Raw genomic sequence first — 16,873 nt, 5'->3', positions numbered from 1 at the left:
CCTTGCCCGAGATTACTCAGGCGTCGATGGACTGCCGACGCCGGCGAGCGACGAGGACGCCACCGACCGAGAGAAGGACGAGCGCACCGCCCACGACCGTCAGAGCCCGGGCGCCGTCTGCACCGGTCAGCGGCAGTCCGGGAACGAGCTGCTGGTCGTTCCGGACCGAGAACGACGGCACGGTGACCGCCGAGTCCGCCTGGACGTTGACCGCGGTGAGCGCGGCGTCACCCGCAGGAAGAACGTAACCCGCAGGCGCGACGATCTCCTTCAGGATGTAGCAACGGTTCGATACCGGAGCATTGGTGTCGCCGACCCAGAGGCCCGGAACGACGATCGTGCCGTCGGGCTGCGACGTCACCGTCGTCACCGCAGCGCCCACAGCGGTCGTCGCGGGAATCGCGCACGTCCCGTCGGTGTCGGCGGTGAAGTACACCTCGAATTCAGCGCCACCCAGGTTGGCGTTGCCGTCGCGATCGGTCTTGAGACCCAGGACGTTGCCCCACCGCGTCACCGTGGGGTTGGTGGGGGTGCCGGGTTCGCCAGGCGTGACGTTGAGGTCGTTGACGTTCACGTACGCGGTGTTGGAGATGACACCGGTGGCGTTCGCCTTCGCGGTGAAGTCCACGGTGAGCACGTCATCGGCCTGGAGCGCGCCTCGGGCGGTGGCGCCGAGCGTCACGGTGATCACGTCACCGGTGGTGCTGAGAGTGTAGTCGGAGATCGTCGTGCCGTTGACCCTGACCACGACGGTCCCCGCCACGAGGTCGAGCTTCGCATCGAGCGTGTCGGTCACGACGACCTTGCTGTAGGTCTGTCCCGTCTGCAGTGCGGGGATCACCTGGCGGATCGTGTAGTCGATGTCATCGCCGAGCACGACGCCGTTGGTCGGCTGGTCACCGAGAGTCTTGGTGGGCGCCGAGTTCCTCGTGTTCTTGGGGTACACGTTCACGTCGTACTCCCAGTCGCCGGTGTTCGCGGCGCCGCCGGTCGTGTCGGCCGGGGTAGGCACGGTCACGATGAAAGGCGCACCCGCCGTGACGCCGGCTGGCACCACGGTCTCGTGCACCCAGTAGGCGCCGACGGGGAGGTTCGTGATCGCCGGAGCGGTGCCGTTGGCGGCTGTCGTCACCGTCGTGCAGCTGCTGAGAGGGAAGGTCGTCGTCCCGTCGACGCCGTTGGTCGTGCCCGTGAGCGGCGTGCTCGGGCTCGCCGAAGACGTCGCGCTGAGGCCGTTCACCTGCGCCCAGCCGAGGTTGCTGGTGTTGCCGAGGGAGGTGACGTTGTTGATCCGGCAGACCTCGAAGGCGACTCCGCCGATCGGGTTCGTCGGATCAGTGCCGGTGCCGGAGGGATTCTGCGATCCGTCGGCCGGATAGGCGTACTTGTGGATCGTGAGCGAACCCATCCGGGTGTCGTCGACCGGGCCGGGGACGGGCGCGGCATTCGCCGCCGTCGCCGCGATCGTCGCTCCGAGGAGGCCCAGCGACAGGGCGGCGATCGCCGCCACTGCGCGGCGGCCACTGGCCGGCGTCGAATTCTTGCGGAGCATTGGACTTCTCTTTCTGTAAGTCACGTCGAGAGCGACGCGAACGGGTGTGTGCGACCGGGAACCCGGCGACGCGGAATCATGACCGAGAGGCTCCCGGTTCATGTGAATCTCCGCCGTCGGCGCTGCCAGAGGGCGAAGCCGACGGTGAGGAGGAGGACGGAGGCACCAGCGATCAACAGATGATCGCGCCCGATCCCTCCGGTGAGCGGGATGGTGGGAACGGCCTGTTGCCGGTTGGCGATGGCGCCGAGCGACACGGTGAGCGAAGCCGGCGCGGTGACTCCGACCTGGAATGCGCGGGGCGTCGCGTCGAGCACGTACCCGGCCGGCGCCTTGGTCTCGACGAGGGAATAGCTCCCCCAGTCGAGGCCGGTCACGCTCAGATAGCCGGGACGCGCATCGGTGTCCGCCCCTGTGCAGGTGGCGACGATGCAGTCATCGACCGTCCGCACGGCGCCTGAAGCCCCGGGGCCTGTGATCGTCCAGCTCGAACCCTTCAGCCGGGTGCCGTCGCCATCGACCTTCCCCCACGTGACGGTTCCGGGCTGCGGCCTGTTGACGAAGGTGCACGCGACGGAGTCACCGGGCGCAATCCCCGTGAGGGTCGTCCCGGCCGCACTTGCGATCACCTGATCGCGCACGGCGCCTGTCAACGAGGTGACCCTGCAGGTGCCGCTCACGAACGTCCAGCCGGGCTGCTGCGTCTCCGACACGGATACAGAGGCCCGCGAAGCCCCGGTACCGAAGCCGACCGTCCACGGCGCCGTGCCGTTCGCTGGGGTCACCTGCGTGGCCGCGGCCGGACTGGCCGTGGCGGTGCCGGCCGTCGCGGTCGCGGTCATGCCCACGGTCCATCCCTGGCCTGCGCGCTCGTTCTGACCGCTCACGTCCTGCACGCGCTTCGACACCGACACGGATGCCGGCGGGATGGTCTGGTTGTACACGACGCACTCGAGCGCGACCCCTGCGGTCGCCGTCGCCGTGAAGCCGGGATTGCTCGACGCTGTGGTCCCGACGTTCGTGACGTTCACGCGTGTTCCTGTGTTCGCGTCCTCGCAGTAGGCGTTCTGTCCGCCCGCCTGGATGAGGAGGTGCCCCGCCTGTTGCCGCTCCGCGATGGTGACTGCCCCTGATGTGGCGGGTTCTGCGAAGGCGAGCGGGACCACGACGGAACCGTCGGCACCGGTGGTGAACACGGTCGTGCCACCGGGAATCGACGTCGGGGAGGTCGCCGACGCATCGAAGGTCCAGTTCGGCGCGAGAGTGGAGTTCGCGTCGAGCTGCGCCTTCGTCGCTCCGGCCGTGTCGAACCCCGGGTTGACCACGCGCTTCTTGAGCACGACGCTACTCTGGCAGTTGTCATTGGCGAACTCCGCCAACTGCTGAGCCGCCGCAGTGTAGTCGGCGGAGATGAAGAAGTCACTACCGAGGGTGGGCCCGGAGATCAGACGCAGGTTGTTCTGCAGATTGACCGTCGGGGCAGTTCCGACGAAGAACGGTACGACCCTCGCCCCCTCTGCTTTCACGGCGTTGGCCGAGAACGTGGACGCCTCAAGGCTGCGTGTCGTGACGTAATTGCCCCAGGTGCCCGTATCGGTCCACTCGCCGTCGGAGTGGATGGTCGGATTCCCATCGGTGATGAAGACGACCACGTCATACCGGGGCGACGCCGCCGCGACTTCGGCAAGCGCTTGGTCCCAGTTCGTCGAACCGAAGATCTGCCAACCTGCGTAGATGGCCTTGACGACGGCGGCCTCGGCGGCTGTCCGGACCGGCATGAGGGTCGGATAGTTACTGAGCGTTCCTCCGGCGGTAAGCGCGGGACTGTTGGTGTTGAAGTTGAAAAGCGCGACGTTGCTCGGCGTGCCCCCGAGGCTGTTGATGAGCGTATCCAGTGCTCCCTTCGCTGCGGGGAGCTGGGCGCCGATCGACGACGAGAGATCCATCACGACGGCGACATCGAGGCCACACGACTCCACCATCGGCGGATTGTCTCTCACGACCATCCAGCGCCCATTCGATGACGTCACTTGGCTGCCTACGGGGTCCGCCGAAGCCTTCATGAAGGGCGAGAATGTGGTCGAACGATAGGTACTCCCGGCAGTGACGGTGGTTGCTAGACGGAAGACGTACGACGTCGTGGTTACGCCGGTGACGTAGAGCGGAACGGGTGCGAGGTGCCAGCCGGAAGTGTTCTCGCTGATCTGATGCACATAGGGCTGCTGATTGACGTTCATCCCCGCGGCCGAGGTTGCGCCGGCCTGCACCGGAACCACGAAGTTGCAGTCACCCTGGGCATCGGAGACGCACGTCGCCCATCCGAACGCACTCCACGTGTTCGGCGCGGAGGCCGCATTGGACAGTCGCAACGTCACCCCAGCGACTCCCGTGGCGTCCACGTCGCTCATGCCGCCACCAGGCAGGCGGTCTCCACCGACCTTCACGCTGATCACGATCTGGTTCGGCCCAGGCACCGGCACGCTCATCGGCGTGATTCCGGCATCGATCGCCTCGGCCCGGGTGATCGTGCCGTCGATCTGGCCCTCCACTGCGGGCTCGACGGCCTCCGCAGACGTGCCCACGGCACCGTCTGCCGACTCCGCGTCAGCCGTCGCCGGGTCGGTCTCGCCGCCCGCTGCATTCTCCTCAGAGGCCGAGTCGGGTGTCGTCACCGCTCCGACTTGCGCGAGCACCGGCGCCGTCGACTGCATCGCAGTGAACGCCAACAGCGACAGCACCGCTGCGAACGCCAGCACGCCGATGCGTGCTCTCCGCCGTCTGCGTCGGGCAGCCTTGCGCCCGCGATAGGGCGCGCTCTGCTCATGCGACATCTTCCACCACCATGCTCTCGAAGTCCGTACGATCACGCAGCGAGCTTCACCAGGCGCGCAGAACGTGTCACCCTAGAGAATCGCGTGGGGGCACTTTCATCACGGTCTAACCGGCATATCCCTCACAAGTGGGGGTCCCAACCCGTCGATACGGCGGCCCTATGAGAGTCCGACGTGAAATCGAAGCGAGCCGTCTGCTCAGGAGATCGGAACTGGGGGAGCATCCCGCTCCCCCAGTTCGCGCAGCGCGCGGAACATGGCAGTTTCAGAGCCGAAGCCGACCGCGCGGACGACTGAGGTGGCCGACAGGTGCGGCTGAGACCGCCTGAGCGCCCTGGCCGAGCGCGCGCGGATGTCGCGCAGCATCCCCCTGACGGTGAGCTCCTCCTTGGCGAACGCCGCCTGCAGGGTGCGCGGCGACACGTCCAGCCGGTCGGCGAGGGATGCCGTCGTCAGCCTCGGATCGTCCGACTCCGCGAGCATGATGTCCGTCGCCCTCGTCACGATGCAGCGTCGATCGGTGAGGCTGCCGCCGACCAGCTCGATCATGCTCCGAGCGACGCTCCGTGCCGCCGCGTGCAGCGGCGACGCGTCGAGGTGCTCGGCGTCATCGACCGCGGTGACCCCGTCGATGAAGCCGATGAACGGGCGCAGCGCATCCAGGCTGATCGCGGGAGCCGCCGGTCGCGCGCCCGCCGTCGTCAGCATCCCCGGGTCGGGCACCGACATCGCGAAGAACTCGTTGCGCGGAGCCGAGAAGCGGATCCGCGACTCCGCCGTGGTGGCGGGGATTACGACGACGCGCGTGCTGCTCCGCCCCGCAGGGAACACGGGCTCGACCGTCATCCGCCCTGAGACGCACATCACGAAGAGGAGCCGGGTCGTCGGGGCGGGAGACGGCCACTGCATCTCGATCTCCGGGGAGGCGACGTGCCAGAACCGGATGTCACCGACCCGAGCGATCCGCGCCCTCAGCGGGGCGCCGTCGTCGACCCCGATCACCCTGGTGTCCACGCGGCGGAGGTACTCCCCGGTGACCTCGCACCCTTCGAGCGACCGGATGCTCGGAATCGGGAAGTGCACGCGGCGCACGGACGTGTTGCCGCTGCGGGCTGCGCTCGTGCTGGTGCCGGGCATCCGTGTGCTCCTTCCCCGTTGCTGCGGGCCGAGGATCGCCGGCGACGCCGACCGGAGGAGACCGGGGGCCGTGCGATGTCACGTCACACAGTAACGCCGGCAGAACCCGGATGGGGCTCCGGGTCCTGCCGACCGGCGACGGGTGGGGACCGCCGCCAGGGCCGGAGGGGACCGGCCTTTCCGCGCTGGGGGCGCGGATCCCGATTCCCCGCGAGAACCGCGGGAGATCGGGTACTTCATCCATCACACCAGGCGAGGCAGCGGCCGCGTCGGGTTCTGCGGGAACCGGCTGCCGCTCTTCGTTCTCCGGCAGCGGACGCCCGCGCGACGCCTCCCCTCGGCATCCGAAATAGAATCGACGAGGCGCCGCGACCCTGGCGCATCCCCCTTCCGACGTGCCCGCGATCCGGGCCGCGCACCCCTCCGAGGACCCACCATGTCCAGCGAACCCATCACCGTGTCCATCCGCCGCGAGGTCGACCCCGACCACGTCGCCGAAGCGACGGCCTGGGCGCAGACCGGTGTGAACCTCGCGCACAGATATCCGGGGTTCCTCGGGTCGGGCTGGGTGCGCGACGGCGAGGACTCGAACGTCTGGCACATGCTCTACCGCTTCGCCGACGAGGAGACCCTCGTCGCGTGGGAGCGCTCGGGGGAACGCGAGTGGTGGCGCTCGGCCGGGGAGGGCTTCGTGCGCAGCGAGCGCGCGAAGCGGCGCACCGGCATCGAGGGCTGGTTCGACGACCCGAGCACCGACACCATCACCATCCCCCGCGCCGACGGCACGACGGCGACCGTCTCGGTGGTGCGGACGCCGCCACGGTGGAAGCAGGCCGTGTCGATCTGGCTCGGGTTCTTCCCCGCGAACGTCGCCTTCGCCTACGCGCTCAGCCCGGTGCCGGGGTGGAACGAGCTGCCGATCTGGCTGCGAGTGCTGTGCACGACCGTCGTGCTCACGCCGATCATGACGTACTGGGTGCTGCCGTGGGTGACGAGGACGCTGCGGGGCTGGCTCGCACGCTGAGGCTCAGAAGCCGGAGACGGCGGCGCGCAGAGCAGCCTCGACCGTGGCCGCGTGCGGGGACAGCGCGCCGGGGCGACGCACCAGGAACAGGGTGTTGATGGGCGGATCGTCGGTCGGCCGGAGCACGATCAGTCGCCCGTCCGCGAGCTCGTCGGCGATCAGATAGCTCGGCAGCACCGTCACGCCCGCTCCCCCGACGGCGGCGGCGGCGAGCGCCCGCAGATCGGGCACGACCAGCGCCGGCTCGCGCTCCAGTCGGATGCCGAACACGTGCCGCCAGTACCGCCGCAGGATCGGCAGGTCGTGGGCGTAGGCGAGCAGCGGGATGTCTGCGAGCTCGGCGGCCGACAGTTCGGCGGAGGGAGCGATCCCGCGCGACGGCGACGCGACGAGGACGAACTCCTCGTCGCACAGCGCTGACGCCGCCACCGACCTCCCGCGAGGGCGCACGGCGGAGACGACGAGGTCGAGGGATCCTGTGCGCGCGGCGTCGAGGAGGTCGTCGGCCAGGCCCGCGGTGACGGAGAGACGGAGCCCCGCGGCGACGGCGGGCGCGAGCGCGGGGAGCGCCACTCTGGCGAGGAACTCAGCCGCCCCGCCGAGCCGCAGCACGGGCGCCGCGGCGGTCGAATCCTGCCCCACCGCTGCGGCGAGCGCGTCGAGCGGGGCCGCGAGCCGCGCGGCGAGCTCGTCGGCGCGAGGGGTCGGACGGATGCCGCGTGCGAAGCGCTCGAACAGGGGCTCTCCGGTGCTCCTCTCGAGGGCCTGGAGCTGAGCGGTCACCGTCGACTGCGCGAGTCCGAGCGTGCGCGCCGCGGCGGAGACCGAACCGGCCCGGTAGGCGGCGAGGAACGTGCGCCACAGCGGGAGGTCGCGCAGACCATCGACATTCCGATCGCTCATATCGAGAATGTATCGGAATCACGCACCATCGGCATCCGTTCCCCCTGATGCACCCCGATCACTTCGACCGCATTGGAGACACCATGTCCACCGTCCTCTTCGTCGTCACCGGCGCCCGCACCTGGACCCTCGCCGACGGCACCGCGCACCCCACCGGCTTCTGGGCCGAAGAGCTGCTGACGCCCTACCGCCTGCTCACCGCGGCCGGTCACTCCGTCGCGTTCGCGACCCCCGGCGGGGCGACGCCGGTCGCCGACGTGGCGAGCCTCGGAGAAGGCGATGTCGACGCTCTCGCCGCGATCCCCGGCCTCTCGTCCCCGCTGGTGCTCGCCGATGTCGAGCCCGCGGCCTACGACGCCGTCTACTACCCCGGAGGGCACGGGCCGATGCAGGACCTCGCGACCGACGCCGCCTCCGCCGCGCTGATCACGGCCACGGTGGCGGGCGGACGCCCGCTCGCGGCGGTGTGCCACGGGCTCGCGGCTCTGCTCCCCGCACGCACCGCCGACGGACGGCCGATCGTGGCCGGCCGTCGCATCACGGGGTTCTCCGACGAGGAGGAGCGCCTCGGCGGTCTCGCCGATCGCGCGCCCTTCCTGCTGGAGACCTCGCTGCGGAAGCTCGGGGCCGATGTCGACGTGGCGCAGCCTTGGAGCGATCACACCGTGGTCGACGGGCTCCTGATCACCGGGCAGAACCCGCAGTCATCGGCATCCGCCGCCGAGGCCCTGGTCTCAGCGCTGTCCTGACCGGCGCATTCGCGCCGGGTGCGTCACAGCGCGCGGATCCGCCAGGATGCCGCGTGCTCCGCGCCCGGCGCGAGCACGACGAGATCGACGCCAGAGGTGAAGGCGTCGGGCGGGCACGTCATCGGCTCGACCGCGAGGCCGATGCGATGGATGCCGTCGACGCCGGGGTTGTCTGCGGTGTGCACCTGCACCCACGGACAGCGCTCGTCCCAGGTCATCGCGACGCCCGTCCCGCCGGGTGCCGTCAGACGCACCTCGGCCACGCCGTCTGCACGGGTGAGGCCGGTGAACGCGTGGTCGATGAACACGTCGCCGATGGGCCGCGAGGCCCGGAAGTCCCACTCGGGGTGCGCGGACACGGGTTCCACGGCCACGGGGCTCAGCCGATCGGGCGTGACCGTGAGCACCTCGGACGCGGGAAGCGTCAGGGTCCACTCGTCGACGCTCCGCTCAGGGCCGGCCACGAGGTACGGGTGCGGACCGGTGCCCCAGGGGGCGGCATCCGTCCCGAGGTTGCGGGCGGTGACCGTCTGGGCGAGACCGTCGGCGTCGAGCCGGTACTCGACCTCGACCTCGACGCGGAACGGATAGCCGGACTGCGGTTCGATCACGGCGGCGAGCACGATGCGGTCGTCGAGCACGAGCCGGTCGGCGAACTCGGTCCAGCACAGCAGTCCGTGCAGCGCCTGCCCTCGCGACGGCTCCGTCAGCGGGAGCTGGTGCTCGACGCCGGCGAAGACGTAGCGTCCGTCGACGATGCGGTTCGGCCAGGGGGCGAGGGTCGCGCCGCGGTAGCCGGGGCGCACCTCGTCGGCCTCGAAGGGCACCACGAGGTCGCGCCCGTCCTTCTGCAGCGTTCGCAGGGATGCGCCGACGCTCGCGATCACGGCCTCGTATCCGCCGCTCGCGATGCGCAGCTGCCTGCCCGACCTCGGAATGCTCATCACGCCTCTATCTTCACAGGCCCTGCGCGAGGCGGTAGTACGCCTGGTTCCAGCGCACCTGCTTCTGGAACTCGGGAAGCGTGGTCTCCTCGTCGATAACGAGCAGCTCGACCTCGGCCATCTCGGCGAAGTCGCGGAACGCCTCGATCCCGACCGCCGTCGACATCACCGTGTGGTGCGCGGCACCGGCCGTGAGCCACGCGGCCGCGGAGGTCGTGAAGTCTGGCGCGGGCTTCCACACCGCGCGGCCCACCGGCAGCTTCGGCAGCGACGCTCGCGGCGGCACGTTCTCGACGACGTTCGCGGTGAGGCGGAACCGGTCGCGCATATCGCTGAGCGCCACCACGACGGCGGGTCCGGGGTCGGCGGTGAAGACCAGGCGCACCGGGTCGTCCTTGCCGCCGATGCCGAGGGGGTGGATCTCGAGCGTGGGCTTCGCGGTGGTCAGCGAAGGCGAGACCTCCAGCATGTGCGCGCCGAGGATCAGCTCGTCGCCGGGGGTCATGTCGTAGGTGTAGTCCTCCATGAGGCTCGCACCTCCGGGGAGGCCAGATCCCATCACGTTCGCGATGCGCACGAGCACGGCCGTCTTCCAGTCGCCCTCCGCGCCGAAGCCGTAGCCCTCGGCCATCAGACGCTGCACGGCGAGGCCGGGGAGCTGCGTCAGCGCACCCAGGTCCTCGAACGAGGTCGTGAAGGCGCCGAAGCCGCCCTCCTCCAGGAACGAGCGCAGGCCGATCTCGATCGCGGCGCCGTCGCGCAGCGAGGAGTGCCGGTCGCCGCCGCGACGCAGCTCGGGGGCGACCTCGTACAGCTCCTCGTACTCGGCGACCAGCGCGTCGATGTCGGACGCGGACGCCGCGGCCACGGCGTCCACCAGCTCGTTGACGCCCCACGTGTTGACCTGCACGCCGAAACGCAGCTCGGCCTCGGTCTTGTCGCCCTCGGTGACCGCGACGAAGCGCATGTTGTCGCCGAAGCGCGCCAGCTTCAGCGAACGCGCGGCGGCGAGACCGGCGGCGGCGCGCTGCCACGTGCCGAGCTCGCGGCGCACGCGCGGGTCGCTCGCGTGGCCGACGATCGTCTTGCGCGGCACGCCGAGCCTGGTCTGGATGTAGCCGAACTCGCGGTCGCCGTGCGCGGCCTGGTTCAGGTTCATGAAGTCGAAGTCGATGTCGGCCCACGGGAGCTCGACGTTGGCCTGGGTGTGCAGGTGCGCGAGCGGCTTCTGCAGCGCGTCGAGACCGGCGATCCACATCTTCGCGGGGCTGAACGTGTGCATCCACGCGATCAGTCCGATCACCCTGTCGTCGGCGTTCGCCTCGAGGGCGGTCCTCTTGATGGAGGCCGCGTCGGTGAGGACCGGCTTCCAGACGATCTTCACCGGAACCTCGCCCGCCTCGTCGAGGATGCGGGCGATCTCCTGCGACTGCTCCGCGACCTGCGCGAGAGTCTCGGGGCCGTAGAGGTGCTGGCTGCCGGTGAGGAACCAGACCTCGAAGCCGTCGAGGGAGGTGGTGAGCGTGGGCATTTCTGGCCTTTCTGTTTCCGTTCGTTGAGCGAGGAGCGAAGCGGCGAGACGAAACGTGGTGTCCGACGGGAAGCTGCGTTTCGTCTCGCTCCGCTCGCTCAAAGACCGGGAGGGAGTGCGGTGATGGCGGCGGACTCGATGGCGAGGCCGGCGCGGTAACGGTCGAGGTAGGCGGCGAAGCCCGCGACGTCCTCTGGATCGGGAGCGACGGTGCGGAGGGATGCCGTGGCGAACACGCTCTCGTCGAGATACGCGTCGAGGGCGAGGTCGTCGGCGTGAGCGAGGTACGACGCGAGCACCGCGATGCCCCACGCCCCGCCCTCGGAGGCGAGATCGCCCACGGCGACCGGGGCGCCGAGCGCGCCGGCGAGGAACCGCTGCGCGACGCCCGCGGTGCGGAACATGCCGCCGTGCGCGAACATCCGGTCGAGCCCGACGCCCTCGGCGGCGAGCACCTGCATGCCCAGCGCCAGGGTTCCGAACACGCCGTACAGCTGCGCGCGCATGAAGTTCGCGAGCGTGAAGGCGCTGTCCGGGGTGCGCACGACGAGCGGTCGGCCTGCGGTGAGCCCCGCCAGCGGCTCACCCGCCAGATGGTTGTAGGCGAGGATGCCGCCGGCATCCGCCTCCCCTCCGAGCGCCTCGCGGAAGAGCGCGTCGAACGCCGCATCGTCTCCGACGGGGTGGCCGGCGGATGCGGCGAAGCGGATGAAGAGCCCCGCCCAGGCCGCGAGCTCGCTGGCGCCGTTGTTGCAGTGCACCATCGCCACGGCGTCTCCGACCGGGGTCGTCACGAGATCGAGCTCGTGGTGCACCTCGGCGAGCGGACGCTCGAGGACGACCATCGCGAAGATGCTCGTACCCGCGCTGACGTTGCCCGTGCGCGGTGACACCGAGTTCGTGGCGACCATTCCCGTGCCCGCATCGCCCTCCGGCGGGCACAGCGGGATGCCGGCGGGCGTCGCACCCGTGGGGTCGAGCAGCAGCGCACCCTCTGCGGTGAGTGATCCGGCCGGGGCCCCCGCGGGGAGCACGGCCGGGAGCAGCGCGCCGAGCGCCGAGGGGAGGCGGTCGCCCGCGAGCGCGTCGTAGGCCTGCAGCATCCTCTCGTCGTAGCCGCCGGTCGCCGAGTCGATGGGGAACATGCCCGAGGCGTCGCCGACGCCCAGCACGCGGGCGCCCGTGAGCCGCCAGTGCACGTAGCCGGCGAGGGTCGTGATGAAGCCGATGCCCGGCACGTGGGGCTCGCCGTCGACGACCGCCTGATGCAGGTGCGCGATCGACCAGCGCAGCGGGATGTTGACCCCGAGCAGCGCGGTCAGCTCGGCCGCCGCCGCACCGGTGTTCGTGTTGCGCCACGTGCGGAACGGCACCAGCAGCTCGCCGTCCTCATCGAAGGCGAGGTAGCCGTGCATCATCGCCGAGACGCCGATCGCGCCGAAGGTCGCCGGTCGCACTCCGTAGCGGTCGTGGGCATCGGCCACGAGGTCGGCGAACGCCGACTGGAGCCCCGCCCACACCTCGTCGAGCCCGTACGTCCACAGTCCGTCCTCGAGCCGGTTCTCCCAGGAGAACGAGCCGGTGGCGAGCACCTCGGAGGCGTCGGCGCCGATCAGACACGCCTTGATGCGGGTGGAGCCGAACTCGATGCCGAGGCTCGTGCGTCCATGGGCGATGTCGTCGCGACCGCTCATCGGCGGGCGTCCGCGCTCTGGCCGTACACGTTCTGGTACCGGTCGTAGAGCCGGTCGATGGCCTCCTGCGGCAGCGGGATCAGCGGACCCGCCTCCCTGGCGTGGTGCACCGTGCGGGCGACGTCCTCGACCATGACGGCGGCCTTCACGGCATCCTTCGCGTCGACGCCGATCGTGAACGGGCCGTGGTTCTGCATGAGCACGGCACGGCTGCGGTGACCGCGGAGGGTCTCCACGATGCCGCGGCCGATGGAGTCGTCGCCGATGATCGCGAAGGGGCCGACCGGGATCGGCCCGCCGAACTCGTCGGCCATCGCCGTGATCACGCAGGGGATCTCCTCGCCGCGCGCAGCCCAGGCGACGGCGAACGTCGAGTGGGTGTGCACCACGCCGCCGATCTCCGGCATGTTCCGGTACACGTAGGCGTGCGCCGCCGTGTCGCTGGAGGGGCTCCGGTCGCTGCCGGGGGTGCCGGGCACGACCGTGCCGTCGAGGTCGCAGAGGATCATGTTCTCGGGCGTCAGGTCGTCGTAGGAGACGCCGGACGGCTTGATCACGAACAGGTCGGCGCCCGGGACCCTGCCCGACACGTTGCCGCCGGTCCAGACGATCAGGTCGTAGCGCACGAGCTCGGCGTGCAAGCGGGCGACGTCCGCACGGACGGCGCGGATGGACGCCTCGACCTCGGGGGTGAATGCGGTCATCGGCTATTCCTTCTTGCGGGTGACGGCGCGCTGCAGGAGCACGAAGATGAGGAGGATCGCGCCGGTGATGATCGTCGTCATCTCGGGCGGGATCTTGCCGTCGCGGGTGATGAGCACGTTCATGAGGCCGAGCACGAGCGCGCCGACCACCGAGCCGAGCACGTAGCCGTAGGCGCCGGTGAGCACGGTGCCGCCGATCACGGCCGCCGCGATCGCGTCGAGCTCCCAGCCGATGCCGGTGATGTTCTGCGCGGTGCCGAGACGCCCCGTGTAGAGCACGGCGGCGATGCCGGCGAGCGTGCCGCTGATCACGTACACGAGCACCTTGGTGCGCGGCACCGAGAGGCCCATGAGCGCCGCCGAGTTCTCGGAGCCGCCGATCGCGTACACGGTGCGGCCGGTGCGCGTGCGGTGCAGGACGAAGAACGCGACGACCACGACGAGCAGAGCCACGATCACGGCCGGGGTGATGACGAGGTCGTTGACCTTCGGCCCGTCGACGACCTTGATCTGCGTGCCGATCCAGCGCAGCGGGGAGTCCTCGCCGAGCCGCTCGGGGACCGTGCTGAGCAGTGACGCGAGACCGCGACCCAGGAACATCATCGCCAGCGTCGCGATGAACGGCTGCACGTTGAAGTACCGGATCAGGATGCCGGAGACCAGGCCGAACAGGGAGCCGGAGCCGATCATCACCACCAGCACGGCGAGCGGATGCCACCCCGCGTTCGACAGCATGACGCCGGCGACCGAGGAGAACGCGATGATCGACCCCACCGACAGGTCGATCCCGCCGGTGAGGATGACGAAGGTCAGCGCCACCGCGAGCACGATGAGGTGCGTGTTGTTGATGAGCAGGTTCGACAGCGTGTTGGCCTGCACGATGCGGCCGTACGCGATCTCCCCGTAGACGACCATCGCGATCAGGATGGCGACGGCGGCGACGGTGGGCAGGGTCGACGGGTTGGTCGACACGAGCCGGCGGATGCGGGTCATGACGCCGGTCGCGGCATCCGTGCGGGCCGGAGCCTCGGTCAGGACGGTCATGCCGTCACCTCCTCTTTGCGGGCTTCGACTCTCGGCGCGGTCGGGAACACGGCCTTCGGACGGCGCGTGAACCAGCCGCGCACGCGGTCGGACTGCAGCAGGCACAGGACGACGATCACGATCGCCTTGAAGGCGGGGGTGGCCGACGAGGAGATGCCGAGGAACACGACGGTCTTGTCGAGCGTCGCGATGAGCAGGGCGCCGACGAAGGCGCCGCTGAGCGAGAACTTGCCGCCGGCGAGCGAGGCCCCGCCGATCACGACCGCGAGGATCGCGTCGAGCTCCAGCTGGTACCCGGTGCGCGAGATGTCGACCGTCATGACGGTGCCGACGGACATGATGCCGGCGACCCCGGCGAGCAGACCGCTGAGGATGTACGTGGTCAGCAGGAGGCCGCGCGGCTTGATGCCGGCCATCCGGCTGGCCTTGGGGTTGATGCCGATCGCCTCGATCATGAGCCCGAGCGCGCTGCGCCGCACGACGGCGGCGACGACCAGCACGATCAGCACGGCGAACAGGAAGACCACGGGGATGCCGACGACGTAGCCGTTCGCGATCCAGCGGTACGGGTCGCTGGACGCGGCCGTGTTCTGGCCGCCCGTGATGACCTTCGCGATGCCGCGGCCCGCGAGCATGAGCACGAGGGTGGCGATGAACGGCTGGAGTCCGACGTAGGCGACGAGGATGCCGTTGACGGCGCCGAGGACGCCGGTGATCAGCAGCGTGAGCCCTATCGCGGCCAGTGCGACGCCGACGGAGGTGGAGTCTCCCGCCGCCTTCAGGAACTCCATCGACACGGCGCCGCCGACCGCCATGAGCGATCCGACGGAGAGGTCGATGCCCGCGGTGGCGATGACGAGAGACATGCCGAGCGCGATCATCATGACGGGGGCCGCGGCCTTGAGGATGTCGACCAGGTTGCCGACGAGGTTGCCGTTGTTCGGGTTGACCGAGATGGCGAGGTACGTGGGGTCCTTCAGCACGTTGAGCGCGAGCAGTGCCACGAGGGCGACGATCCCCCAGAACCACGGCTTGCGGATCACCTCCCTCAGCCAGGCGGTGGGGCGGGATGCTGCGGCGCTCATCGCGTCTCCTCTTCTGCGTCTGCGTCGACGGGCTGGGCTTCTCCGCCCGGCGCCTCGTCGAGGCTCTCCGCGGCGCTCTCCACGCCGTGGGCGGCGATCACGTCGACGACCGACTGGGCGGTGACGTCGGGGCCGTTCTGGATCTCGCCGATCTTCTGGTGGTCCTTGAGCACGACGATGCGCTCGGACAGGCGGACGACCTCCTCCAGCTCGGAGGAGATGAACACCACCGACATCCCCTCTTCGGCGAGCTGCGCCACGGCCTCCTGGATGTCGGCCTTGGCTCCGACGTCGATGCCGCGGGTGGGCTCGTCGAGGATCAGCAGCTCGGGCTCGGTGGCGAGCCAGCGGCCGAGGAGGACCTTCTGCTGGTTGCCTCCGGAGAGGTTCTTGATCGGGCGGTTCGGGTCGGCGGGGCGGACGTTGAGCTCGGCGATGTACCTGTCGACGATCTCGTCCTGCTCCTTCTTGGGGATCGGCCGCGCCCAGCCGCGCTCCGCCTGGAGGGCGAGGATCATGTTCTCGCGCACCGTGAGGTCGGCGATGATGCCCTCGTCGCGGCGGTTCTCGGTCGAGAACGCGATGCGCTTCGCGAGGGCGTCGGCCGGGGACTTGATGTCGCCGACGACGCCGTTCAGCTCGACCGTGCCCTCGTCGGCGCGATCGGCGCCGTAGAGCAGTCGGGCGAGCTCGGTGCGCCCTGAGCCCAGGAGGCCGGCGAAGCCGACGACCTCTCCACGGCGGATGTCGAGGTCGGTGGGCTGCACGGATCCGCGGCGTCCGAGTCCGCGGGCGGACACGACGGGGGCCTCATCGGCGGTGCGGGCGTCGGTGCGGCGGTTGCCGCCGAGCGCCGAGAGCGCGTCGAGGTCCTTGCCGATCATCTTCGAGATGAGGGCATGGCGGTCGAGCTCGCGCGTGAGGTACTCGCCGACGTACTGCCCGTTGCGCAGCACCGTGAGACGGTCGCTGATCGCGTAGATCTGGTCGAGGAAGTGCGAGACGAAGAGGATCGCGACGCCCTGGTCGCGAAGGGTCCGCATGACGCGGAAGAGGCCGTCGACCTCGGCGGCGTCGAGGCTCGAGGTGGGCTCGTCGAGGATGAGCACCTTGGCCTTGATGGCCATCGCCCGGCTGATCGCGACGAGCTGCTGCATCGCGATCGACAGGCTCGACAGCGGCTGATGGGTGTCGAGGTCCTCCAGGCCGAGACGGGTGAGGGCCTCGGTGGCCGCACGGTGGGTGGCGCGCCAGTTGATGCCGAAGGGGCCGCGCACCTCGTGCCCCAGCATGACGTTCTCGCCGATGGAGAGGTTCGTGACCAGGTTGACCTCCTGGTACACGGTCGAGATGCCCGCGGCCTGCGCGTCGCTCGTCCCGCGGAAGCTGCGCTCCTGGCCGGCGACGACGATCGAGCCGGAGTCGATGCCGTAGACGCCGGTGAGGGCCTTGATGAGGGTCGACTTGCCGGCGCCGTTCTCGCCCATCAGCGCGTGCACCTCGCCCTGGAAGAGCCGGAAGTCCACGCCGTCGAGCGCCTTCACGCCGGGGAACTCGATCGAGATCCCCCGCATCTGGACGATGGGCAGTTCTTCGTTCATTGCTCTGACTTCCGGTCTCTGTGTCTCTCTGCGGAGGGTGCCCGGGCGGCGCTCGGCGCGCCGCCCGGGCGGGT

At 69.9% G+C, this 16,873-nt stretch carries 13 protein-coding genes; 2 read left to right on the top strand and 11 right to left on the bottom strand.

Features of this window, described 5'->3' with window-relative positions; genetic code table 11:
• Positions 1-16: 16 nt before the first annotated feature.
• From MRBLWH10_RS00195 to MRBLWH10_RS00185, 3 genes are all read right to left on the bottom strand, one after another.
• Entirely contained in the window at positions 17-1,552 is a 1,536-nt protein-coding gene (locus MRBLWH10_RS00195) for a SpaH/EbpB family LPXTG-anchored major pilin (RefSeq protein ID WP_341941184.1), read from the bottom strand.
• 98 nt (positions 1,553-1,650) lie between these two features.
• Complete coding sequence (locus tag MRBLWH10_RS00190) at positions 1,651-4,383, bottom strand: VWA domain-containing protein (RefSeq protein ID WP_341941183.1); 2,733 nt, start codon at positions 4,381-4,383, stop codon at positions 1,651-1,653.
• 198 nt (positions 4,384-4,581) lie between these two features.
• On the bottom strand, positions 4,582-5,520 hold the full coding sequence (locus MRBLWH10_RS00185) for a helix-turn-helix domain-containing protein (RefSeq protein ID WP_341941182.1): 939 nt from the start codon (positions 5,518-5,520) through the stop codon (positions 4,582-4,584).
• Positions 5,521-5,956: 436 nt separating this feature from the next.
• Between MRBLWH10_RS00185 and MRBLWH10_RS00180 the strand changes: the two genes are divergently transcribed.
• Positions 5,957-6,544 (top strand): antibiotic biosynthesis monooxygenase, encoded by a 588-nt coding sequence (locus MRBLWH10_RS00180; RefSeq protein WP_105676822.1) that lies wholly within the window; start codon positions 5,957-5,959, stop codon positions 6,542-6,544.
• Between the two features lie 3 nt (positions 6,545-6,547).
• Here the strand turns inward: MRBLWH10_RS00180 and MRBLWH10_RS00175 are convergent, their stop codons facing one another.
• Complete coding sequence (locus tag MRBLWH10_RS00175) at positions 6,548-7,447, bottom strand: LysR family transcriptional regulator (protein WP_341941181.1); 900 nt, start codon at positions 7,445-7,447, stop codon at positions 6,548-6,550.
• An 83-nt stretch (positions 7,448-7,530) separates the two neighbouring features.
• Here MRBLWH10_RS00175 and MRBLWH10_RS00170 point away from each other — a divergent pair, with 83 nt between their 5' ends.
• The gene (locus tag MRBLWH10_RS00170; protein ID WP_341941180.1) at positions 7,531-8,196 is read left to right on the top strand and encodes a type 1 glutamine amidotransferase domain-containing protein; all 666 of its coding nucleotides are present in this window, start codon (positions 7,531-7,533) and stop codon (positions 8,194-8,196) included.
• 23 nt (positions 8,197-8,219) lie between these two features.
• On the opposite strand, the gene MRBLWH10_RS00165 is transcribed toward MRBLWH10_RS00170, so the two are convergent.
• From MRBLWH10_RS00165 to MRBLWH10_RS00135, 7 genes are all read right to left on the bottom strand, one after another.
• Complete coding sequence (locus MRBLWH10_RS00165) at positions 8,220-9,140, bottom strand: aldose 1-epimerase family protein (RefSeq protein ID WP_341941179.1); 921 nt, start codon at positions 9,138-9,140, stop codon at positions 8,220-8,222.
• Between the two features lie 13 nt (positions 9,141-9,153).
• Positions 9,154-10,671, bottom strand: coding sequence for an L-arabinose isomerase (araA, locus tag MRBLWH10_RS00160; RefSeq protein WP_341941178.1), 1,518 nt, complete (start codon positions 10,669-10,671; stop codon positions 9,154-9,156).
• 98 nt (positions 10,672-10,769) lie between these two features.
• Entirely contained in the window at positions 10,770-12,365 is a 1,596-nt protein-coding gene (locus tag MRBLWH10_RS00155; protein WP_341941177.1) for an FGGY-family carbohydrate kinase, read from the bottom strand.
• Complete coding sequence (locus tag MRBLWH10_RS00150) at positions 12,362-13,069, bottom strand: L-ribulose-5-phosphate 4-epimerase (protein ID WP_341941176.1); 708 nt, start codon at positions 13,067-13,069, stop codon at positions 12,362-12,364. The genes MRBLWH10_RS00155 and MRBLWH10_RS00150 overlap by 4 nt, the downstream gene beginning before the upstream one ends.
• Before the next feature lie 3 nt (positions 13,070-13,072).
• A complete protein-coding gene (locus MRBLWH10_RS00145; protein WP_341941175.1) occupies positions 13,073-14,113 on the bottom strand; it encodes a sugar ABC transporter permease in 1,041 nt (346 codons plus the stop codon).
• Positions 14,110-15,198 (bottom strand): ABC transporter permease, encoded by a 1,089-nt coding sequence (locus tag MRBLWH10_RS00140; protein ID WP_341941174.1) that lies wholly within the window; start codon positions 15,196-15,198, stop codon positions 14,110-14,112. The genes MRBLWH10_RS00145 and MRBLWH10_RS00140 overlap by 4 nt, the downstream gene beginning before the upstream one ends.
• Positions 15,195-16,799: a sugar ABC transporter ATP-binding protein gene (locus MRBLWH10_RS00135; RefSeq protein WP_341941173.1), complete on the bottom strand. Its 1,605-nt coding sequence runs from the start codon at positions 16,797-16,799 to the stop codon at positions 15,195-15,197. The genes MRBLWH10_RS00140 and MRBLWH10_RS00135 overlap by 4 nt, the downstream gene beginning before the upstream one ends.
• Between the last annotated feature and the right edge of the window lie 74 nt (positions 16,800-16,873).

The sequence above is a fragment of the Microbacterium sp. LWH10-1.2 genome, assembly GCF_038397765.1.
Classification (GTDB): domain Bacteria; phylum Actinomycetota; class Actinomycetes; order Actinomycetales; family Microbacteriaceae; genus Microbacterium; species Microbacterium natoriense.
Note: the sequence above shows the minus strand (reverse complement) of the source record. Positions and strands in the feature narration are given on the sequence as shown.